Below are 21,175 nucleotides of genomic sequence, written 5' to 3' on the forward strand. Positions count from 1 at the left end.
AATTGCGCTCGCGTGCTTCGTGGTTCCGAGTTAGCGCGGCCAGACCACACACAGTTGGCGCGCGAGGCGCTCGCCTCGTTCGATGATTGCGTCGTCCGTCCAGTCATCGGGGTGCTGATCAAGCACCTCGCGGGTGATGATTAGGCCAGAGCACTTCGCCAAGAGGGACTTCTTGCCAAGGCCAGAGTGATCGCCCTGGCGCGACACCGCGTCCACAACCTCGTCGTCTCTCCATGGACGGTTAGATAAGGAGGCGTTGAGACGGCGGTTCAACAATGTGAGATTGCCCAGGTAGTTCACCCGTCGGTCCCTAGCTGCAGCGGCAATTGGGTCGAGCGGCGGATCCGTGTTCCAGAACTGTGCCCACGATCGAGGCATGATGTGTTCTAGGTCCAGCCCCGATGGGATGCCGGTGGAGTCGTGCATCGAGGTCCTGATCGAGTGCTCAATTCCTTCAAGTACTACGCGCAGTCGGCTCTGGCGGACGTTTCCGTATCGATTCACCGTTGGCAACGCCGAGACCATAGCTTCGTCATCGGGCCAAACCCGTGAGTCTGCCACTTGCGCCGCGAGGAACTCTCGAATGACGCCGCCGGCCTGATCGACCGGTACGCCGTCGAGCGCGGCAAGCATGCTCACCATGACCTGATTCACGTTCCTCATGGTCATCTTCAGCATGGTGCGCCGGACCACCCAACTTTCGACCGCCGCGAGACCAATCTCGACCTGGCGCTCGGGCACCTGGTGGTTCGCAGACCGCAGCCACAAGAGAAGCGGCGTGGTCGCTGCCAACTCGAGCGACTCAATAACGCGGTGGTAGAACGTGCCGGCAGCGCTGGCTTTGTCCATCTCTGCCAATTTGCGGAACGTGTCAGCGTCGCGAAGCAACTCCTGCAAGAAGTCCTGCGCGGCTCCAAATGCCTTGAACGACTCGGCGGCGTGGAGTCGAAACTCGCGGAAAACCTGATCTGACTGGACCTCCTGGCGAGTGCGCATTATGAGCCAGTACTGCAAGAAGATGTCGATCCGTGACCGGAATAGTCGGCCTTGTTTGATCTCATCGCGCCACCAAGCGTCGTCAAACTCAAGCCACAATGAGGTCGCCCAGCGCTCCGTATTCGCGCCGATCTCTTCACCCCATTGAAACACCTGGTTCTTGATGAGGTCAGCGGCAAGCAACGGGGTACCGCGGTCGTTCAGCGTTTCAAAGATCAACTGGTCATCGTCGGTATGGTCCAGCGCGATTGCAACAAGGACGAGACGCTCAAGCAAGGAGTCTGCGAGTACGATCGCCCTGTCGTCGAGGCCCTCATGGACGTCGGTATCCGGGTCGCCATCTGCCAAGAGCCACGAGCGCGCCTGGGCTCGGAAGTACTCGTGTGCCCTCAGGACTTGGCTCTCTATCCCTGGAGCGGAATTGCTCGTCATGGCGGCTTCGAAGCCCGCGCGATCGACTCGCGATGGACAGAGCTTGAGCGCGTCGAGCGAATCGAACTTGCTCCCATCGGCGACCGCCGCCGCCAATCGCTCGTACTCGGAGGGTCGTCCCCGATCCCTAAGTTCCGTTGCCGCCGCGTGCATAAACAACTGCAACGTCGCAATGCGTTGCTGACCGTCGATCACGGAGTACCGGACTCCGCCACCTGGCACTGCAGCCAAGCTCTTCGTGACGACAGCGCCGAGGTAATGCGTGCCGATGGCGGGTGCGTTTCGGCCCGTCCGAGCAACCTCAAGCGCACGATGACAAAGCGTCTCAACGTCAGCCCACAGTGGTTCCCACTGCTCGTCCTGAGACCACACATAGGGCCGTTGAAAGACGGGGATGTCATAAGTCTGTCCGTCGACGAAGAGCTTACCGAGTGTCGTGGCGCCTGCTTGCATGTTCGTAGCGTGTCAGAGATGCGGGAGAAATGCGATGCGGCGTAGTCTGCGGAACTCGACCACGGCAGGCATGAGCTCGTCATTGGGCTCGCAATCTGAATTTGGTCTCCGCTTCATGAGAAGAGCCTCGCGAGGCCCTTGTAGAAGTACTGTTATCTTCGTAGCCGACCATTTTGAGGGAAATTATGTCTGTGTTTGTGGTGGCCCTGGTTGGAGCGGGCGCTGTTTTTCTCGCTGGTTGGTTGAGCCAACCCGGCCGAAGGGCCGTAGGTATTCGCCGCTACGTGGACTTGCTTAACGATCTGCCTAAAGAGTCGGCACAGCGGGATCCCCTCGCCGCGGAGATCGACAAGATGATCAAGGTCGAGCTCCAGGACCGTCGCCTTAACGAGATCGCTCGGGCAGTTGGATTTTTCTTCTTTTCTCTAGTGCTCGCCATCTTTGGATCCTTGATGGCGGGACATACGGGCGGATTTTGGTGGATAGTAGCTGTCGAGTTTTGGATGCTCACCGCCGGTATCGCTGTCATCTTCTTCGTTGGTCTCTTACGCAGGAAGGCAGATAAAGCCTCGGGAGACATTAAACAAGAGCAATAGTCAGGCGAACCATCGCTACACGTCTACCAAGCTCAGCGGATTCCAACCCCTACATGCTCGCCTTGCTCCGCACTGCCCACATCTTCTGCTGGCCTTCTCCCGGCGAACGAGACTCGGCATCGTAGTCAGGGTGCGCCTTGAGGAGGTGCGTGAGCTTGGAGTGGCCCCACGTGCGAGTACGGCCGCATCGCCGCGTCCTCTAGACCCCGTCCGCGATCGGCAACCGGCCGCTCTTGACCGCGGCCAGCAGTGCCTCGCGATCGGCTTCCGTCTGGTCGGCATATGCCTGCGCAAATCGCGCCATCGCCGTGTCCAGCACGGTGCCGCTTCCCACGTAGCCGGCAATTATTGACGCACCGCTGGTGCGTGCGTGGCCCTTGGCGAGCAAGTGACCGGCGATGCCCGCGTACTCCGCGAGCGACCGCGCGGAGATTTCGTCGAGCGAGACCGAGCCCTTCATGTTTCGGAACTGGCGCACGTAGAACTGTCTGTCATCCACGGTGGTCCAACCGAGCAGCGGGTCACTCACCGTCTGCAGGGCCCGCTGGTACTCCACCACTCGCTCGCCCTGGTGGCGGTGCCATGCGTTGTCGCCGTGCACATACTTCGCGAGTACCGACCTGCGCGCCTGCTTGAGCTGGAGGAAGATCACGTCGTCCTCGCTCGATCCCTCCAGCAGCGCAACATACGCGCGCAGGCCCACGGACCCAACGCCCACGACCTTGTGAGCCACGTCCACGAGCGTGTAGCCCCCCAGCACGCGCCGCCAGTGCGCGTCGAGGGTGTTCAGATACTCATCGAGCCCGTCGGCGAGCATCCCGGCCTCCGCAGACGACAGCCGGGTGATGAGCGGCGGTTCCTCGACTATCTGGCGCTCTCCTTGGTGCTCGGTGGTGAAGCGCGGCAGGGCTCGGTCCGAGGTGCGCTCGCGCGCCCGCTTGGCCGCCCGCTCGAGCTCGACCGTCAGCGGGCTGTCCGGAGCGTGCTCGGCCATCCGGGTGATGTCGATCCGCTCGAACGAGCGAGTGAAGAGCGGCTGGTTGGCGAGGTGGCGCATCTCCTCGCGATACGACCGAGCGCACGTGAGCACTGCTTCCTCGCACTGCTCCTCCGTGGAGCCGTTATGGCGGCCGGCTACCCATGTGCTCGCGACCAGCCGGCGCAGGTCCCACTCCCACGAGCCCGTGTGCGCCTCGTCGAAGTCGTTGAGGTCCAGCACCAGGTCTCGCTCGGGAGAAGCGTAAAACCCCACGTTGCCGAGGTGGGCGTCGCCGCACACCACCGGCATGATGCCGGTCGCGGGAAGACCCGCCACGTCACTGGCCATGACCACTGCGGAGCCGCGAAGAAAGCCGTACGGTGAGTCCGCCATCCGGGCCACCCGCACAGGGATCAAATCCGAGATACGGCCTTCGTGGTTCTCCTCCACGAGCGCGATGGGGTCCCGGTCGTCACGGCCGATGCGCCAATCGCCCAACGAGGACCGTGGAACCTTCTTCCGGAGTGAGCGACCCACCGCGTATCGCTCGGCGCGGGGACTCGAACGCCTGCGTAGCGACTCGTACGCGTTCCGGTCAGTGTCATTGAGAATGTCGAGACTCTCGGCCGCTTCGCTGCTCATGTCTCACGTCCTCCCCGACCCGCTCTATTGGTGGGTGACAGCACCCATCCTGGCAGGGATGCGGCAAGCATCACGCCACTACCGACCGTTACTTACTCGGCTTGCTCCGCACCGCCCACACCTTCTGCTTGCCGTCTCCCGGCGAGCGCGACTCCACGTCGTAGCCGGGGTGCGCCTTGAGGAGGTCAGTGAGCTTGGAGTAGCCCCACGTGCGGGTGTCGAAGTCGGACGCCAGGCGCGACAGGTTGGAGCCGACCACACCCAGTTGCGCCCAGCCGTCGTCGTCGGCCGCAGTCTCGACCGCCTCGGACAAGAGCGTGGCGAGCTTCGAGTCGCCCTTGAGCGAGGGCTTCGCCTTCGCCTTACTAGCCGGCGCTGTCTCCGCCGCCTCAGGGGTCGCCTTCTGCTTGGTCGCAACCTCCTTGCCGCCGAGGTTCTCCACGTAGATAAACTTGGTGCACGCGGCCACGAACGGCTTGGGCGTCTTCATCTGGCCGAAGCCGTAGGCCATCAGACCTTGCTCGCGGATGCGCGCGGCGAGCCGCGTGAAGTCGCTGTCGCTGGACACCAGGCAGAAGCCGTCCACGGTGCCGCCGTGCAGCAGGTCCATCGCGTCGATGATCAGCGCGCTGTCGGTGGAATTCTTGCCAGTCGTATACGCGAACTGCTGGATGGGCTGCACCGAGTGCGCGAGCAGCTCCGACTTCCACTTGGCCAGTTGCGGCCCCGTCCAGTCGCCGTAGGCCCGCCGCACCGTCGCCGTGCCGTACTTCGCGATCTCGACCAACAGTCGCTCAATGTGCTGAGCGCTCGCGTTGTCTGCGTCGATCAGAACTGCGAGCCGGGCCTCATGCGTTGAATCTGCCATGTCTTCATAGTGGCACTGTTCAGTCGCCCCCGGCCGCCACTCAACTCTCTGTTGCGTTCTGAGCACACACAACCGCCGTACCATTCTGACGTGCCCGTCGACTCCACAGCAGCTCCCAAAAAACGCCTGCGCGCGCGGCGCACCATCTTCTCCCCGTGGTTCAATCGCATCGGCCTACTGACGGCGTTGCTGTTCGCCTCGCTGTCCCTGGTCCCCTCGCTGCTGCCCCGCACCCCAGTCACCCAGGGTCTGGTCACTGGCGTGGCGATGATGCTGGGCTACGGCATCGGCGTGGGCCTGCGCGCGCTGTGGCGGTTCTTTGAGCTGCCCATCATCCCCACCCGGGCACGCCGAACTCTCGCGCTCATCACCCTGGTCGCCCTACTGGCGCTGCTGGTGGACCGCCTGTGGCGCTACCTGGACTGGCAGAACGGGGTGCGCGAGCTATTCGGCATGACCACTCTGAGCATGGGCGTGTGGGTCACCATCACCGTGGTGGCGGCCCTCAGCGGCACCGTCCTGTTGCTCATCGCGCGCACCACGCGCGTCATCGTGCGCGCCATCGCCCACCTGTTGTCCCGTTTCCTCCCGCACCGCCTCGCCCACGCCCTGGGCATCGCGGTGTCCTCGGTAGGGGTATGGCTGCTAGTCACCGGCGTGCTCACCAACGCGTTCTTCACCGGTGCCAACTGGACCTTCTCCCCCGTTGACCTCGCCACCGCGCCAGGCGTCGAGCAACCCCAGAATCACTGGCGCTCCGGCAGCCCCTACTCCTACGCCTCGTGGGACTCGCTGGGACGCCAGGGCCGCAACTTCGTGGCCGGCGGCCCCTCCGCCCAGGATCTCGACACCTTCAACAAGACGGACGATGCTAAGACCCCCGTGCGCGTCTACGTGGGCTTACGCTCGGCAGAGTCCGCAGAAGAGCGCACCCAGCTGCTCCTGGACGAGCTCATCCGCAGCGGCGGGTTTGAGCGCGAGGCCCTGGTCCTGGCCGTCACCACCGGCACAGGCTGGCTGGACGCCAACGCGATGAGCACCATCGAGTACATGTACAACGGCGACACGGCCATCGCCGGCTACCAGTACTCGTACCTGCCCAGCTGGATCTCCACGCTCGCCGACCAGGACGTGGTGCGCGAGGAGTCCGTCGCCACGTTCCGCGCCATCCAGGACTACTGGTCGACGCTGGACCCCGACTCGCGGCCGGACATCTACCTGTTCGGGCTCTCGCTCGGCTCGTACGGGGTCGAGGCGATCCTGCGCTCCCCCAGCATCATCAACGAGCCCATCGCGGGCGCCCTCATGGCCGGGCCCACGTTCCTCAACCCCATGCACGCCGAGCTCACCGAAGAGCGCGACTGGGGCACCTCCCCCACCCTGCCCATCTTCGACGGCGGCCGCACCGTCCGCTTCACCGCGGGCGGCGACAACCTGACCCGTGGCACCGGGCCGTGGGGGCCGTCCCGCATCGTCTACCTGCAGAACAGCTCCGACCCCGTGGTGTTCTTCTCCCCGGAACTCGCGTGGCAGCGACCGGCGTGGCTCGACAACGGCGATCGCCCCGCGGACGTCTCGCCGGACATGGGCTGGGCTCCCGTCGTGACGATGCTGCAGGTGGCCATCGACCTCGCGGCGGCGGATGGCGTCCCCACTGGGCACGGCCACCGCTACTCCACCGAGCAGTTCGCCGTCGCGTGGGCGGGCCTTACCGGCGACCAAACGTGGGACCACCAGAGGAACGCATCGCTCGCCGAGTTCATCTCCAAGGATCAGGCCGGGCTCGGTTCGTAGCAACCAATCAACCGTGCTACATCACACGGGCGGATGCCGCCCCCACAATGGGGGGCTTTTGTCCGATTTACAATAGGCCTATTCTGTCCTCACCGCCTCATACCCCGAGGCGTGACGACGCAAGGGCGCGGAGGCTGACCCATGGTGCGCAATCAAAAGTGGCTTGTCGTAGGCATCGCGCTGGTCGCGATAGGCGTCTTTCTCTTCGCCCGATTCTGGACGCTGTCCGGAACCGAGACCTCCGTCAGCGGCAGCGGAATGCTGTCGAACTTCGACTGGGGCATGTTCTTTGTCAGTCCCTTCCTCGTGTTCGGCGGCCTGTCGCTAGCCGTGTGGGCGGCGCTCAGCGGCAGAGCACGGCACCGCACTCTCACCTCGGCCGAGATCCACGAGCAGATGCGCGTCCTCGAATCGACACACTAAAGATCGACACCGGTACCGCCCAGCCAAGGTGACCTTGGCCACATGGCCGCCACGGCATCGGCCGCGCGTACCTTTCGCACCCAAAACCGCGCCATACGATGGCCCTCAGTACACAAAGTCGAGGGAGCACCACCAATGGCGACAACACGGGACACTGCGACAACTCAAGAAACCCTGATCATCGGCGCGGGCCCCGCCGGCCTCGCCGCCGCGAACGCCCTCGCCGCACGTGGCCTGCCCTACACGCACGTCGAGCGCCACAGCGCCGTGGGCGGCATCTGGGACATCGACAACCCCGGCTCGCCCATGTACGAATCCGCACACTTCATCTCCTCCAAGACCCTGTCCGCGTTCCCCGACTTCCCCATGCCCGACGACTACCCGGACTACCCCAGCCACCGCCAGATCCTGGCCTACTTGCGCAGCTTCGCCGATGCTCGGGGTCTCACCGAGCGCATCGAGTTCGGCACTACCGTCACAGACGTGCAGAGGGACGATGCTGGGGTCTACCTGGTCACGACCAAGAAGGGGCGCGCTAAGGCCAAGACCACCACGTATGCCCAGGTCATCATCGCCACCGGCACCCAGTGGACGCCCAACATCCCCACGCTTCCGGGCAACTTCACCGGCGAGATCCGCCACAGCTCCACCTACCGCGACCCGTCCGAGTTCAAGGGCAAGCGCGTCCTCATCGTCGGCGCTGGCAACTCCGGCGCGGACATCGCGTGCGACGCGGCCCGCTCCGCCAAAGAGGCCTCCATCAGTGTGCGCCGCGGCTACTGGTTCATCCCCAAACACATCTTCGGCATGCCCGTGGACGTGTTCGCGAACGGCGGGCCAGACATACCGATGCGGCTCGAGCAGGCCGCGTTTGGCCGTGTGCTGCGCCTCATCAACGGCGACGTCACGCGGCTCGGCCTGCCCAAGCCCGACCACAAACTCTTCGAGACCCACCCGCTGCTCAACACCCAGCTGTTGCACCACCTGCAGCACGGCGACATCCTCGCGCGCGGCGCCATCGCGGATACCAAGGGCACCACCGTCACCTTCGCTGACGTCACGACCGGCGAGAAGACCGAGGCCGACTTCGACCTCATCCTGCTCGCCACCGGGTACAAGCACTCGGTTCCCTTCGCGCAACAACTCGCGGGCGACGAGCAGCAGCCGGACATGTATCTGACGGCCTTCTCGGAGCACCCCGGCTTCTATGCGCTCAGCTTCATCGAGACCAACGGCGCGGCCTACGTGATCATGTCGCAGCTCGCGGCCATGGTCGCCCAGCACATCGAGGATCGCACTGAGCTGCCCAAGCGCTGGCGTGCGTTCGAGCAGATCATCGCCACCGACGAGCCCGACCTCCAGCGCGGCATCAAGTTTGTCGACTCACCGCGTCACACGGGCTACGTGGACGGCGTCGCGATCACCAAGTACATGCGCAAGCTCTCACGCCGCATGCGTTGGGACTTACCGGAGATCGGCGACCAGCCGCCCGCGGCTGCGAAGCCGCGGGCCTAGCCGTCTACCCCAGGAAGCGTCGGCGGGAGGCAACGACCGCGCCGGCGCCAAGGAGCATCAGCAACCCGGCTGCCCACAGCATCGGCTTCACGCCGTCGGCGCCTGTCGCGGACAGTCCTCCGGACTGAGGGTCAGTCTGCACCGCAGCAGGGTCAACGTCCGAGTCCACGACGGGATCCGCGCCGGGCTCTTCCTCCGGAACGGTTGGAGCAGTGACGGCGAGCGCCGTCCAGCCCACCATCGCGCCGTTGGGACCGTAGACCGCGATGCGGTGCGCGCCCACGGCGAGAGTCGCGGGAACCGTCACGGAGCCCGTGTCGACCCCCAGCACCAGCGGCGTGGAGAACGCCACCACGCGAGAACCCGCCTCGAGCGGACCCGAATCGCAGTCACCCACGGTCACGTCGACGGAATCGCCCTGGACCGCGTGCGTGACGGGGTCACCCGCCGTCGAGCAGACCGTGACGCCGCCGGCGGGCGTGCCGGCAAGGTCAGTCTCGTAGGCCGCAAACGTCACCGGCGCGACGGTTGACGTCTCCGTGAGCGTGGACATGCCGTCCGCGTCCACCGTGGGGGCGTAGGAGAAGGATCCGGCGGTGAAGTCCGCCGCGGTCACCTGGTGCGTCTCTTGCCAAGCGGCCGATGCGCCAGGAGCGATGGAATCGACGGCCACCACCGCGGGGTCGAGGACCGCTCCCCCGGCGTCGCCTAAGACGACGCCAGTCAGCGGGTAGCCGCCGTCGTTGGTGACGGTGACGTCGAACGTCACGGTCTCGCCAATGGAGGCCTGACCGTCGTCGTTGAGGTCACTCAACCTCTGTGCGACGTCGATGGACACCGCCGGTGCCACGTAGTCGCCCAACGCGATCGCAGTTGCGGACGCCACCACGCTATTGGCGGCCGAATCGACATCGCCCACATAGCTCAGCGTTGCGGTGTAATCCAGCGCCCCGCTGGGGATCCAGGCGGCGTCGAGCGTCACGGTATCCACGTGCGTCGACGAACCGCCAGGCACGAGGTTCACTCCATCGAACACTGCTCCCAAGGAGGCAACCTGTCCGCCCTCGGTCACGCCGGAGATGGTGACGGGCTGGTCGGCATCCGCGGGGAGCGTCGCGGTCCACGTGAGTTCCACGTCCTCGCCCGCCTGCCCCACGCCATCACCGTTGGAGTCCTGCAGGACGGCGTCGACGCTCAAGTCCAGGTCCGCGACGAACTCGCGCAGCAGTACACGCTTGCTGATGCTGCGTTGCGACGTCGAGGTGTGCTGGGAAATCCAGGAACTCGACGGACCTGCGATCACCGAGAAATTCAGGTCCACGTACCCTCGCGTCAGATCGGCGGCCGTGACGGTGTGAGGGGAGAAGATCGCAGCAGGCGAGTCGGTTGAGATGTAACTTAATAGGAGCTCTGCAGTAGGGATTGCCTCCCCCGCAGGCAAGACAGCATTAACGGAGAGGGTATGAGTCGCGCCTATGTGTTCAATGAACCTCAGGTCGCGGAAGGCCACATTGCCGTCGTTGGCCAGCTGGAACGTGTAGTCCACCAGGTCGCCCTCGACCACGTCTCCCGGGACACGTTCAACGGTGCGCGTTGAATCGTGCACCACCACCTTGACGTCGGAGGTAAACGACGTATCAATCGCCTCGGTTGGCACGCTCGGGGTGGCGACGGGTACGGAACCGGTCGCCGTAGCAAGCCCGCTAGCCGATGCCGACCATTGCACCGCGGCTCCGGCCAAGGAGACGGCGCCGGCCTGCATGTCTACCAGCGTGACCTCGTGCCACGGGCTGTCAAGGGTCGCGGTCGCGCCCGCTGCAAGGGTCATGGGCAACGAACCCGCCTCGAATCCTGACACGCTCGGAACGACGATGTCCACGGCGGACACGTTCTCGATGGTCGCGGAGTAACGAACTCGGTCGCCCTCGACGAGGTTGCCGTCCGTCGTCGGTCCTTGCTCGTCGAGCTCGGCCGCGGCGGTCACCGTCAACGGCGCGGGGGCGGTGTATGCGAGAAGGGCCGGGTCCAGCGCCAACGTCGCGGTGGGGCCGCCGTCAATTAAGTACTCGAGCACGCCGTCGGTCAGGTGCGGGCCTCCACCCAACGGGTCCAAGTCCTGAGCGCGGACCTCGTAAATGGTTACTAATCCCATCGGGAAGACTAACCTCAGGCTTCTGTCTAGGACAAAGCCGCCATAGCTGGACCGCTGGTGGGTGACTCCATCGGCGACGCGCGCACTGAGGGAATTTAGCGAATATACAAGTTTCACGGTGTCGCCCGCATCGGGCTTCTCGTTGCCGTTCACGTCATTGTCCAAAGTCGCGCCGGACCACGTGACGTCGATGTCGTTGTCAGACGCGGCTTGGGCCGGCGCCGTCACACCGATGGAGACCATGGCCAGCACGCCAAGTCCCGCTACTGCGGCTGCGCCTCGGCGCGCGAATGAGCGCTCAATATTCATGTCGGTTACTCCTCGTTGGGCAACCGTGGCGACATGGACGGCTGCGAATGCACGGCAACTCTCAGTGGCAACCTGGTCCCACCGTAGCCGCGAAAGAAGAGTCCCCTTTACCTCTATGCCTGGTAACGGTGTTGCCAATATGCTGAGACTCATGCCCGCACCTCCTGTCCCCGGCGCGGCTCGATGACGCGCCGGCGCTTCAACGCCACCGGCAAGGTCGTGGTCGTCACGGGAGGCGGCGGCGGCATCGGCGGCGCGTTCGCCCGCCAGATCGCCGACCGCGGCGCCACGGTGATCCTGGTAGACATCCGACCCCAGGCGGCCGATGCCGTGGTCGCCTCCCTGGCCGACTCCCCCGGGGCCGCGGTTGAGAAAAAGCCCGGTCACCGGGTGCTGGTGGGAGACCTTACCCAGCGCACCGACGTCGAGCGCATCCTCGCTGACATCGAGGCGAACGAAGGCCACATCGACGTGCTGGTCAACAACGCCGGCATGACCTCGGCCGAGCGGTTCGACGAGCGCTCCGCGGAGTCAATCGAGCTGGAATTGAACGTCAACTTGTATGCGCCGCTGATGCTGACTCGCCTGGCGATTCCGCTACTGCGCGCCGGCACCGACCCACGCGTGGTGACCACGGTGTCGCTCGGCGGAATCTTTCCGCTGGGCGAGACTCCCATCTACACGGCCTCGAAGTTCGGACTGCGCGGCGCGATGCTGGCGATCTCGTTGGACCTGCGAGATAAGGGCATCACCGCGGGCTCGGTGCTGCCCAGCGCGACGGACACCCGCATGCTGCGCTACGAGGCGCTCGAGGGTGGCAACGAGATGCAGTTCCAGGACCCGCCGCAGAGCCCCGAGCACGTGGCGGCGACCATGATCAAGCTGCTGGACAGGCCGCGACTTGAGGTCTATCCCAGGCCCAGCGAATCGTGGCTGGTGCGCATCGCCCTGCTGGTGCCGAACCAACTCCCCCGCCTCATGCCGCTCTTCCGCGGCAAGGGCGAGCGTGGGCTCAAGAAGTACATCGCCAGCCTGCGCGAGCGCGGGATTGTCGAGACAGTTGACGGCGTGGACCGGCTCGTGGTCTAGGCCCTCCTTCACTTATCAAGCCGCACCGAGACGGCCCCGCTCCCTCAGGTGATAGACGTGCACGTGGACTCGACTTCGCCCGGTGAGCAGTAGCGCGCCAATGGCCGCCGCCGACAATCACACGAACAGGATCGCCGCCTTGTCGCGCTCGCTGTGCGGCGCCCACCAGCGGTGAGCCGCCCAGGAATGGTCACGGCCGGTGCATATTCTCAATGTAGGTCTGCGCGACGGAGACATCCTGGTCTCCCAGCCCGGCTTCGGTCAGACCGGTGAAAAGCTCGCTGAGTACGTCGAGCTGCGGGGTCGCCGTGCCACCTCGACGGGCCTCCGCCGTCGCAAAGTTGAGATCCTTGACCATAAAGCGTGCCGGCCCTGACGAGGGATGCTCACGCGCAATCAAGGAGTCCTTCTTCTGCTCCATGACCTGGCTTCCAGCGAGGCCGGTACCTAGCAGGTCGAACAGTGCCTGGACGTCCAGGCCGGCGCGGCGCGCGACGATGCTCGCCTCGCTGAGCGCCACCACGGTGGAGGCGACGATCATCTGGTTGCAGGCCTTCGCTACCTGACCGGCGCCGAGTGCCCCCAAGTGCGAAGGGTTTCCGCAGGCCTCAAGAGCCGGCCAAGCGCGGGAGACATCAGCGTCGCTCCCTCCCACCATGATGGCGAGCGTGCCGGCGATGGCGCCGCGCGCTCCCCCACTCACCGGCGCATCGACCACGTGGACCAGGCCGCTCGTATGGGCGGCGAGCCGGTCCCCCAGCAGCCTCACTCCCTCGGGCGACACCGTGGAACTGACCACAATGACAAGGGGGCCTGTTACTCCCGCAAGCAGTCCGTCGGGGCCCTCCAGAATCGCCTCAACATCGGGGAGATCGGGTACCACAAACACCACGACGTCGGCGTTCCGGGCCACATCAGCAGGCGTCGGGTGAGCGGTAGCACCCTGATCGACGAGTGCGGACATCGCCTCAGGTCTGCGCGCGTTGACGTGGACGTCTAGACCCGCTGCCACCATGTGACCGGCCATGGGGCCCCCCATGTTGCCCAGGCCAATCACGCCGACGCGCAACATTGCGGCAAGAGTGGGTGAAGCGGCGGGAGCCGGTGTTGATTCGGTATTCGTCGTGTGGTTAGCCACGGTATTCCTCCATCTGATCGAGTACAGCACGAGTGACACTGATGCGCTGCGAGACGGTCGCCTCGCGCGGTCGGACCGACACCTTGACCGCCAAGAGCGTCCCAGCGGGTGTCGCAGACAGCGTGGCCTCTATGGCAGCGCCGTCAAGGAGGGAAGCAGCCGAGGCAGCCAAGGCCGGGTCGTCGCCGCGCGAGGGGATGTGGGCGTCACCCCAGGCTCGCCCCCAAGGCGTCGTGCTGGCGCTCGCGCCAGACAGCACCACCGCACTCAGCAGGCCCTCGCTCGCGGCAATCTCCACGTGCTCGGCGGGGGTATCCACTGAGCGACCCTCGATAGCGGAGCGGCCCCAGTTGATGCCGATGCCCACGGTGGGAGGAGAACCTGCGGCGCGAATAGCCGCGACCTCGTCGCCCAATTCGAAGAATCCTTTGACTGCGTCCTGCCCGTGGACACGTGCGTCACAGTGCTCCAAGACAATGCCCGCTGCGGCCAGATCCCACCCGGCAATGGTCTCCAAGGAGCGGGCTAGCGAGTCGACGCTGCCTCGCTTGGGGCCGGGTGCGCTGTGCACCTCGATGGCAATGACCGTGCCCTCCCCGGTGACGTCGGCCAACCGGGCGGCGAGGTCCACGGAGTGGGCCACATCCGCCAGTGCCTGCGCTCTGGAATCCTCACTGTCAGATGCCAACCCGTACCCCGCATCGGCCGCAATTCGCCCCATCACCATGGGGATGGCGGTGAGCATTACACGCCACCCAGGCTGTAGTCGGCCGATGATCGTGGCCACCAGGGAGGCATCAACGGCCCCAGCCGGTGCCGGAATCTCCAGCCCGCCGATTCTCTGATGGGCGAGCTCGCGGTAGAAGTTGAGCGCCTCTTTGGGGTCGCAGGGCTCCATCGCATATGCGCCAAATAGCGGGGGTTTTACCTGTGTCGCGGGTGACAACATTGTCGCTCCTGGGGTTGCGGTCCGAATGTCTCATTTGTGTCTCATTCGAAGATTTAGGCCCGCCCTGGTTGTCAAACTGTGGAAACCGGGTTAGTTTGTTCCGTGTGCCGGACCTTTGTTCCATTTAGCATATTGGAAAATCCCCAGCATGCAGAACGGCCACGACAAAGATGTCCCGCAAGTACGAACCCTGGCAACAGGGAAGGTCCAGTCCCCTGGGTCCTTACACGATATGCAACACCTCGCAACACCGACAAAGGAGTCCTTAATGAGGCAACACAAGGTCGCATTCTTCGCGGCAGCTCTCGGTGCATCGGCTTTCGCGCTCAGCGCGTGCTCCGCCGGCACCACCACCCCCGACGCAGCCGCCACTTCTGGCGCTTCGGAGGGAACCGCCGAGACCAGCGAGAAGCCCGCCAACGCGGACACGCTGGTCATGAAGGTGGCGTTCAACCAGCCCGAGACGCACCCCCAGTACATCGTCATGGACGAGCTTGGCGACAAGCTGTACGAGGCAACTGACGGCGCATACGACGTCGAGGTGTTCCCCAACGAGACCCTTGGCGCCCAGCGCGAGACGATCGAGCTCGTTCAGGCGGGCACCCTAGAGATGGCATATGTTGCCGGACCGCTCCTGGAGAACTTCAACCCCGACTTCGTGGCATTCAACCTGCCGTTCGTCTTCGACTCCCCCGAGCACCAGAGCGAGACCACCAACGACCCCGCGATCGTGGGCGACCTGTACGACTCGCTCACCGACCAGGGCATCAAGGTCATCTCCGCCTTCCACGGCGGCGTGCGCTCGGTATACAACTCCGAGAAGCCGATCAACACCCCCGAAGACCTCGAGGGCATGAAGATCCGCGTTATCGAGTCAGACACCAACATCGAAATGATGAGCCTCATGGGTGGCACTGGTACTCCGATGGGCCAGGGTGAGGTTTACACCGCCATCCAGTCCGGCGTCATCGACGGTGGAGAGAACAACGAACTGATCTACAACGGACTCAAGCACGACGAGGTCGCACCGTTCTACAGCTACACGCGCCACCTGATGTTCCCCGACTACCTGATCATCAGCCCTGCCGTGTACGACGCCATGACGCCTGAGGTTCAGGACATCTTCCAGGAGCTACTTGCCGAGGCACGTGTCCACGAAGCAGAGCTATGGCTCGAGCAGGTAGGCGAGGCCAAGACCAACGCCGAGGCTGCAGGAGCCACCTTCAACGAGGTCGACAGCGAAGCATTCGCTGAGGCAATCGCGCCGCTGACCGCATCGCGCCTGACGAGCGACACCGCCAAGTCGCTTTATGACCAGGTCCGCGCAGCAGCCGAGTAGTCAATTACCGACCCGAAGAGGCGTGAACCAATGAACAAAGTAAAAAGCATGCTCGACCGCGTGCTGACGTGGGCGGTGGTGACACTATTCGCACTACTCGTCGTAGACGTCGCATGGCAGGTCTTCACCCGGCAAGTCCTCAACCAGCCCAGCGGCTGGTCTGAGGAACTCGCAAAATACTTGTTCATCTGGCTCGGCCTCTTCGGGTCGGCACTCGTCTTTGGCGAGCGCGGCCACATCGCAGTGGACGTCGCCGTGAAGAAGCTTCCTCAGCGGGCGCAGACCGTTCTTGCGGTCGTGGTGCAGCTGGCGATCCTCACCTTCACCACACTCGTCCTGATCTGGGGCGGCCTGCTCGTCGTTGAACTGTCCTGGAACCAGAACCTGACAGGGCTGCCGGCGAACGTTGGCCCGCTCTACCTCGCCCTTCCCATCTCGGGAATCCTGATCGCGTTTTACACCATCTACCACCTGTTGCGCATCTTCACTGGCAAAGAAAAGCCACTTGTCGACGCCCCTCAGGACGTCTTGTAAGGGGGTCTGACACATGGATACCGCACTCGTCGCCGCACTGATTCTGATCATCGGCATCGCAGTCTTCTTGGTGATCGGAACCCCGATCTCCATCGCCGTCGGCCTGTCTTCAATGACCGCCCTCATCGTCGCCCTTGGCTTCCACAATGGCATCCTGACCTCAGCTCAACAGGTCTTCCGCGGGATCAATTCGTTCCCTTTACTTGCCATACCCTTCTTTGTGCTTGCCGGCGTCATTATGAACAACGGCGGCATTGCCTTACGGCTCATTAACGCCGCCAAGGTCATGGTGGGCCGGGCCCCCGGCTCGCTCGCCCAGACAAACGTCGTAGCCAACGCCATGTTCGGAGCCGTCAGCGGCTCCGGGGTAGCCGCCGCTGCCGCCATCGGAACCACGATGGGCCCCCTGCAGGCCAAGGAGGGCTACAACAAGTCCTTCGCCGCCGCCACCAACATCGCCTCGGCCCCTGCGGGCATGCTGATTCCGCCCAGCAACCTGATGATCGTCTACTCCTTGGTCTCCAGCGCATCGGTCGCCGCTCTGTTCGTCGCCGGCTACATCCCCGGAGTCCTATGGGCCCTGGCGTGCATGATCATCGTCTACTTGTACGCACGTAAGCGCCCCGAGCTCAAGATCACCGCCAAGCTGACGCTCCAGGAGCGCACCCGCATCATCGTGGCCGCGCTGCCCGCCATGTTCCTCATTGTCATCGTGATCGGCGGCATCCTGGGTGGCATCTTCACCGCCACCGAGGCCTCCAACATCGCGGTCATCTATTCCCTCATCCTTTCCGCCATCTACAAGGCAATCTCCATCAAGGACATGCCTCGCATCCTCATGGACGCAGCCCGCACCACGGCAGTCGTCATGTTCCTGATCGGCGTCTCGTCCATCATGGGCTTCGTGATGTCCTTCGCCAAGGTTCCGGCGATGATCGCAGACGTCATGTTCGGCATCAGCGACAACCCCGCAGTCCTGTTGATTCTGATCGCCCTGGTCCTGCTGATCGTGGGACTGTTCATGGACCCCACCCCCGCAGTGCTGATCTTCACGCCGATCTTCCTGCCCATCGTCATGGCGTTCGGGATTCACCCCGTGCACTTCGGAATCATGATGGTGTTCGCCCTATCGGTCGGCACCATCACTCCACCTGTCGGCCCCATCCTCTTTGTGGGAGCCAAGGTGGCAAACCTGGGAATCGAGGACGTCGTCCGGCGGCTCATGCCGTTCTTCGCAGCCCTCATCGCGCTGCTGGTCATGGTGATCTTCACCCCCCTCCTGTCGATGTGGTTGCCCACCCTGCTGGGGCTCGTCGTGGTTCCCTAACGCGGTAGCCCGCGCCCCACTTACCCGTACCAACGCACTGCATTCTCAGAGAAAGGACTCATCTCATGGAACAGCGATACGCCACCAGCCCGGAGCACGTCCCCGGAATGGATACGGACGAACTGCGCCGTCGATACCTGGTCCAAGACCTGTTTGTCACCGACCAGGCCAACGCGGTCTACACGCACCACGACCGCATCGTCTTGTTCGGGGCCAAGCCCGTGACCACCTCGGTGGCGCTGCCCACGTTCCCGGAGATCCGCAGCGAGTACTTCTTTGAACACCGCGAGGCCGGCATCGTCAACGTCGGCGGCGCGGGTAGCGTCTCCGTGGACGGCACCGTGTACGACCTGTCGCACGGCTCGTGCCTCTATATAGGTAGCGGCGCGGTGGAGGTGTCCTTCACCTCGGCCGATGCTGAGGCAGAGGGCGGCCCCGCCCGCTTCTACGGCGTCTCGGCGCCGGCACACACGTCGTACCCGACCACGCTGGTCGAGGCGGGAACCGGCGATATTCGCGAGCTGGGCGACGCACTCACCTCCAACCGCCGCACCCTCAACCGATACATCCACGAGGGTGGCGTCCAGAGCTGCCAGGTGGTGATGGGCGTCACGACGCTGCACCCCGGCAGCATGTGGAACACCATGCCGGCCCACACGCACGACCGCCGCACTGAGGCTTACCTGTATTTCGACCTGCCGGAGGACGCCCGCATTATTCACCTCATGGGTGTGCCCAGCGAGACGCGTCACCTGGTCGTCGCCAACGAAGAAGCCACCATCGCCCCTAGCTGGTCGGTGCACTCCGGAGTGGGCTCGGCAAGCTACAGCTTTGTCTTTGCGATGGCGGGAGAGAACAAGTCGTTCGACGACATGGACGGCTTCGCCATTGCCGAAATGCGCTGACGCGGAACAATGACTGACATGACTACCTCTACGCCACCGGCAATCCCGTCCAATAACACCGCCCCCACGGCGCCCGCGAATGCGAGCGAGAAGACCCTCCTAGTCCTCGAAGCAGTGCTGATGCACGACCGTTTCACGGACGTCGTGGAGGCCACTGGTCTAGCCAAGGGCACGGTGCATCGCATTCTGATGACCCTGGTCGACCGCGGGTTCGTCACGGTGTCGCAGACGGGTAGCTACCTTCCGGGACCCAAGGTGCTCTCCCTCGCGGGGCGTGCGTTGCAGCGCATCGATATCTCTGCCATCGCGCAGCCCTTCGTCGAGGCATTGGTGGCTCGCGTGCACTGCACCGTGCACCTGGGCGTCGCGAACGGTGACGAGGTGCTCTACCTGATCCGCTCGGACTCCGACAAGCCTTACCGCATGATGTCTCGCGTCGGAAACTCGATCCCTATGCACACCACGGGAATCGGCAAGTGCGTCCTGGCGACCTACTCCGACGATGCGCTTGCCCTGTTCGTGGCACGGGCCGGGCTACCCCGCATGACCGAGAACACCATCACTACTTTGGACGGCCTGCGTGCCGAGGTTCAAACCGTGCGCGACCTGGGCTACGCCCGGGACCGCGAGGAGAACGAGCCCGGCATCGGCTGTGTAGCGGCACCCGTCCGCGACCACACCGGCAACGTCAACTACGGCCTGAGCATCTCCACCATCATGCTCGACCACACGGCAGATCAGATTGACGCAATGTCGCGCGATGCCATCGAAACAGCTGACCAAATCTCCCGCGCATTGGGTTGGAAACCCTAAGAGCGCGGGGGCTCCGCCTCCACATCCATCTGTAAGGAACACCACAATGACTGCAGTCACGACGCCAGCCGACTACACCCACCGGCTACTGGGGCTTGAGGGCTCCACCGCGGTCGTCACCGGCGCAAGCCAGGGCATCGGCCTCGCGATCGCGCAAGCTCTCGCCTCTGCCGGCGCCGACGTGATTGCAGTCAGCCACAGCATGCCCGAAGGCGACAGCGACGCGCGCACTGCCGTCGAGGAGCAGTGCCGCGTCTTCACCCCGCTGCGCTGCGACTTCTCGTCGCGCGAGCAGGTCGCCGCACTCGCCGCAGACCTCGCCGATCGCGAGGTAGATATCCTGGTAAACAATGGCGGCACTATCCGCCGCTCCCCCGCCGCTGACCACAGCGACGAAGACTTTGATCACGTCATGGACGTGAACCTCCGCACCGCTTTTGTACTCTCCTGCGAGGTAGGTCGAGCCATGCTGGAGCGCGGCGCTGGCAAGATCGTCAACACCGCCTCCATGCTGAGCTTCCAGGGCGGAATCAACGTCCCCGGCTACACCTCTTCCAAGTCAGCCATTGCCGGCCTCACCAAGGCCCTGGCAAACGAGTGGGCCGCGGGCGGCGTGAACGTCAACGCGGTCGCCCCCGGGTACGTCGCGACTGCCAACACGCTTGCCCTGCGGGAGGACCCCGTGCGCAGCCAGTCAATCTTGGACCGCATCCCCGCGGGTCGCTGGGCGGACGCCACCGACATCGCGGGCGCCGTGCTCTTCCTGTGCTCCCCAGCCGCCTCCTATATCCACGGGGCCACGTTGCCCGTCGATGGCGGCTGGCTCGCTCGCTAGCACCGCCACTTCCCGGGTGCGGGGCAATGCTGTTCTGCGGCCCGCTGCCTTCAACGAATCAGAAAGGACTTCCATGAAGATTGTCATCACCGAGTGCGACCACGACGCGTTCGACCTCGAACTCTCCGTGACCGACGCCGCTCAGGCCAAGCTCGTCATCACCCAGTCCCAGAACACCGCTGAGGTTATCGCCAACGCAGCGGGCGCCCAGGGAATCCTGGTGCAGTACGCGCAGATCACCGCCGAGGTGATGGACGGACTACCCGACCTCAAAGTCATCGGCCGCTATGGCGTGGGCATTGACTCCGTCGACGTCCCCGCGGCGACCGCGCGCGGCATCGCCGTGTGCAATGTGCCCGACTACGGCACCGAGGCCGTCTCTGACCACGCGATCGCAATGGCGCTGGCCGCCGCGCGTGGCATCCCCCGTCTTGACCGTGGCGTCCGTGCCGGCAACTTTGATCTGGTCGCCGTCCGACCGCTCTACCAGACCCGCGACCGCGTCTTTGGCGTGATCGGGCTGGGCCTCATCGGAGCCGCCACCGCCCGCAAGGCCGCGGGGCTTGGCTACGAGGTCATCGGTTACGACGTTCGCGCTGACCCGGCGGCGGACACGTTCCACGGCGTGCGGTCAGTAAGCCTCGACGAGCTCCTTGAGCGGTCCCAGGTGGTGTCACTACACACCCCCCTGACGGATCAGACCCGCAGCATGATCAGCACCGAGCAATTCGCCAAGATGCGCTCGGACGCGATCCTGGTGAATACCAGTCGCGGCGGTGTAGCGGACACGGAGGCGCTCGTCGAGGCCCTTCGCGATGGCCAGATTCAGGGTGCGGCTATTGACGTCCACGAGGAAGAGCCGGTACCCATCGGCCACCCGCTGACCGAGTTTGACTCTGTGGTCCTCACGCCGCACCTTGCCTGGTATTCCGAGGAATCGTACGCGGAGCTCAAGCACCGCACGGCAGAGAACGTCGTGGAGGTGTGCGCCGGCCGCACTCCTCGCAACATCGTCAATCCGGAGGTACTCGGGGCCCCCGGACGCAACGCAGAGTTTCTCGTGAACGCCACCCAGACAGGAGCCTGA

The 21,175-nt window shown here is 64.4% G+C and carries 18 protein-coding genes; 12 read left to right on the plus strand and 6 right to left on the minus strand.

Annotated elements, in window-relative coordinates:
- Positions 1-30: 30 nt before the first annotated feature.
- Entirely contained in the window at positions 31-1,881 is a 1,851-nt protein-coding gene (locus AOP77_RS01310) for a DUF262 domain-containing protein (protein ID WP_062208324.1), read from the minus strand.
- Between the two features lie 185 nt (positions 1,882-2,066).
- Between AOP77_RS01310 and AOP77_RS01315 the strand changes: the two genes are divergently transcribed.
- Entirely contained in the window at positions 2,067-2,477 is a 411-nt protein-coding gene (locus AOP77_RS01315; RefSeq protein WP_062208327.1) for a hypothetical protein, read from the plus strand.
- Positions 2,478-2,676: 199 nt separating this feature from the next.
- Here the strand turns inward: AOP77_RS01315 and AOP77_RS01320 are convergent, their stop codons facing one another.
- Both AOP77_RS01320 and AOP77_RS01325 read right to left on the minus strand, forming a co-directional pair.
- A complete protein-coding gene (locus AOP77_RS01320) occupies positions 2,677-4,098 on the minus strand; it encodes a DUF2252 domain-containing protein (RefSeq protein ID WP_062208330.1) in 1,422 nt (473 codons plus the stop codon).
- Positions 4,099-4,186: 88 nt separating this feature from the next.
- Positions 4,187-4,966 carry an NYN domain-containing protein gene (locus AOP77_RS01325; RefSeq protein ID WP_062208333.1) on the minus strand — a complete coding sequence of 260 codons (780 nt, stop codon included), beginning with the start codon at positions 4,964-4,966 and terminating at the stop codon, positions 4,187-4,189.
- A gap of 90 nt (positions 4,967-5,056) precedes the next feature.
- On the opposite strand from AOP77_RS01325, the gene AOP77_RS01330 reads away from it, so the two are divergent.
- The 3 genes from AOP77_RS01330 (at position 5,057) to AOP77_RS01340 (ending at position 8,698) form a co-directional block, all read left to right on the plus strand.
- The gene (locus AOP77_RS01330; protein WP_062208336.1) at positions 5,057-6,760 is read left to right on the plus strand and encodes an alpha/beta hydrolase; all 1,704 of its coding nucleotides are present in this window, start codon (positions 5,057-5,059) and stop codon (positions 6,758-6,760) included.
- 141 nt (positions 6,761-6,901) lie between these two features.
- Positions 6,902-7,183, plus strand: a complete 282-nt coding sequence (locus tag AOP77_RS01335) for a hypothetical protein (RefSeq protein WP_062208339.1) — start codon at positions 6,902-6,904, stop codon at positions 7,181-7,183.
- A 135-nt stretch (positions 7,184-7,318) separates the two neighbouring features.
- On the plus strand, positions 7,319-8,698 hold the full coding sequence (locus AOP77_RS01340) for a flavin-containing monooxygenase (protein ID WP_174435912.1): 1,380 nt from the start codon (positions 7,319-7,321) through the stop codon (positions 8,696-8,698).
- A gap of 4 nt (positions 8,699-8,702) precedes the next feature.
- Here the strand turns inward: AOP77_RS01340 and AOP77_RS01345 are convergent, their stop codons facing one another.
- Positions 8,703-11,159 carry a CLIPPER-2 domain-containing protein gene (locus tag AOP77_RS01345; protein WP_062208342.1) on the minus strand — a complete coding sequence of 819 codons (2,457 nt, stop codon included), beginning with the start codon at positions 11,157-11,159 and terminating at the stop codon, positions 8,703-8,705.
- Between the two features lie 183 nt (positions 11,160-11,342).
- On the opposite strand from AOP77_RS01345, the gene AOP77_RS01350 reads away from it, so the two are divergent.
- Positions 11,343-12,248, plus strand: a complete 906-nt coding sequence (locus AOP77_RS01350) for an SDR family NAD(P)-dependent oxidoreductase (protein ID WP_062208345.1) — start codon at positions 11,343-11,345, stop codon at positions 12,246-12,248.
- A gap of 190 nt (positions 12,249-12,438) precedes the next feature.
- On the opposite strand, the gene AOP77_RS01355 is transcribed toward AOP77_RS01350, so the two are convergent.
- Complete coding sequence (locus tag AOP77_RS01355; RefSeq protein ID WP_201774072.1) at positions 12,439-13,386, minus strand: NAD(P)-dependent oxidoreductase; 948 nt, start codon at positions 13,384-13,386, stop codon at positions 12,439-12,441.
- Complete coding sequence (locus tag AOP77_RS01360) at positions 13,379-14,335, minus strand: DUF4862 family protein (RefSeq protein ID WP_084622114.1); 957 nt, start codon at positions 14,333-14,335, stop codon at positions 13,379-13,381. The genes AOP77_RS01355 and AOP77_RS01360 overlap by 8 nt, the downstream gene beginning before the upstream one ends.
- 268 nt (positions 14,336-14,603) lie before the next feature.
- Here AOP77_RS01360 and AOP77_RS01365 point away from each other — a divergent pair, with 268 nt between their 5' ends.
- From AOP77_RS01365 to AOP77_RS01395, 7 genes are all read left to right on the plus strand, one after another.
- Positions 14,604-15,674, plus strand: a complete 1,071-nt coding sequence (locus tag AOP77_RS01365; RefSeq protein ID WP_062208351.1) for a TRAP transporter substrate-binding protein — start codon at positions 14,604-14,606, stop codon at positions 15,672-15,674.
- A 30-nt stretch (positions 15,675-15,704) separates the two neighbouring features.
- Complete coding sequence (locus AOP77_RS01370) at positions 15,705-16,208, plus strand: TRAP transporter small permease (protein WP_062208355.1); 504 nt, start codon at positions 15,705-15,707, stop codon at positions 16,206-16,208.
- 13 nt (positions 16,209-16,221) lie between these two features.
- The gene (locus AOP77_RS01375) at positions 16,222-17,535 is read left to right on the plus strand and encodes a TRAP transporter large permease (protein WP_062208358.1); all 1,314 of its coding nucleotides are present in this window, start codon (positions 16,222-16,224) and stop codon (positions 17,533-17,535) included.
- 65 nt (positions 17,536-17,600) lie between these two features.
- Complete coding sequence (gene kduI, locus AOP77_RS01380; protein WP_062208361.1) at positions 17,601-18,440, plus strand: 5-dehydro-4-deoxy-D-glucuronate isomerase; 840 nt, start codon at positions 17,601-17,603, stop codon at positions 18,438-18,440.
- 18 nt (positions 18,441-18,458) lie between these two features.
- Positions 18,459-19,253 carry an IclR family transcriptional regulator gene (locus AOP77_RS01385; RefSeq protein ID WP_062211301.1) on the plus strand — a complete coding sequence of 265 codons (795 nt, stop codon included), beginning with the start codon at positions 18,459-18,461 and terminating at the stop codon, positions 19,251-19,253.
- Positions 19,254-19,299: 46 nt separating this feature from the next.
- On the plus strand, positions 19,300-20,088 hold the full coding sequence (locus AOP77_RS01390) for an SDR family oxidoreductase (RefSeq protein ID WP_062208364.1): 789 nt from the start codon (positions 19,300-19,302) through the stop codon (positions 20,086-20,088).
- A gap of 73 nt (positions 20,089-20,161) precedes the next feature.
- The gene (locus AOP77_RS01395; protein ID WP_062208367.1) at positions 20,162-21,175 is read left to right on the plus strand and encodes a C-terminal binding protein; all 1,014 of its coding nucleotides are present in this window, start codon (positions 20,162-20,164) and stop codon (positions 21,173-21,175) included.

It is taken from the genome of Demequina oxidasica (assembly GCF_000975115.1).
Lineage (GTDB): Bacteria > Actinomycetota > Actinomycetes > Actinomycetales > Demequinaceae > Demequina > Demequina oxidasica.

What these genes read in the sequence shown, in the direction of transcription:
- AOP77_RS01370 (WP_062208355.1), top strand. Translation starts at nt 15,705, where the DNA reads ATGAACAAAGTAAAAAGCATGCTCGACCGCGTGCTGACGTGGGCGGTG.
- AOP77_RS01390 (WP_062208364.1), top strand. Translation starts at nt 19,300, where the DNA reads ATGACTGCAGTCACGACGCCAGCCGACTACACCCACCGGCTACTGGGG.
- kduI (WP_062208361.1), top strand. Translation starts at nt 17,601, where the DNA reads ATGGAACAGCGATACGCCACCAGCCCGGAGCACGTCCCCGGAATGGAT.
- AOP77_RS01395 (WP_062208367.1), top strand. Translation starts at nt 20,162, where the DNA reads ATGAAGATTGTCATCACCGAGTGCGACCACGACGCGTTCGACCTCGAA.
- AOP77_RS01335 (WP_062208339.1), top strand. Translation starts at nt 6,902, where the DNA reads ATGGTGCGCAATCAAAAGTGGCTTGTCGTAGGCATCGCGCTGGTCGCG.
- AOP77_RS01310 (WP_062208324.1), bottom strand. Translation starts at nt 1,881, where the DNA reads ATGCAAGCAGGCGCCACGACACTCGGTAAGCTCTTCGTCGACGGACAG.
- AOP77_RS01345 (WP_062208342.1), bottom strand. Translation starts at nt 11,159, where the DNA reads ATGAATATTGAGCGCTCATTCGCGCGCCGAGGCGCAGCCGCAGTAGCG.
- AOP77_RS01385 (WP_062211301.1), top strand. Translation starts at nt 18,459, where the DNA reads ATGACTACCTCTACGCCACCGGCAATCCCGTCCAATAACACCGCCCCC.
- AOP77_RS01350 (WP_062208345.1), top strand. Translation starts at nt 11,343, where the DNA reads ATGACGCGCCGGCGCTTCAACGCCACCGGCAAGGTCGTGGTCGTCACG.
- AOP77_RS01315 (WP_062208327.1), top strand. Translation starts at nt 2,067, where the DNA reads ATGTCTGTGTTTGTGGTGGCCCTGGTTGGAGCGGGCGCTGTTTTTCTC.
- AOP77_RS01325 (WP_062208333.1), bottom strand. Translation starts at nt 4,966, where the DNA reads ATGGCAGATTCAACGCATGAGGCCCGGCTCGCAGTTCTGATCGACGCA.
- AOP77_RS01320 (WP_062208330.1), bottom strand. Translation starts at nt 4,098, where the DNA reads ATGAGCAGCGAAGCGGCCGAGAGTCTCGACATTCTCAATGACACTGAC.
- AOP77_RS01340 (WP_174435912.1), top strand. Translation starts at nt 7,319, where the DNA reads ATGGCGACAACACGGGACACTGCGACAACTCAAGAAACCCTGATCATC.
- AOP77_RS01375 (WP_062208358.1), top strand. Translation starts at nt 16,222, where the DNA reads ATGGATACCGCACTCGTCGCCGCACTGATTCTGATCATCGGCATCGCA.
- AOP77_RS01365 (WP_062208351.1), top strand. Translation starts at nt 14,604, where the DNA reads ATGAGGCAACACAAGGTCGCATTCTTCGCGGCAGCTCTCGGTGCATCG.
- AOP77_RS01360 (WP_084622114.1), bottom strand. Translation starts at nt 14,335, where the DNA reads ATGTTGTCACCCGCGACACAGGTAAAACCCCCGCTATTTGGCGCATAT.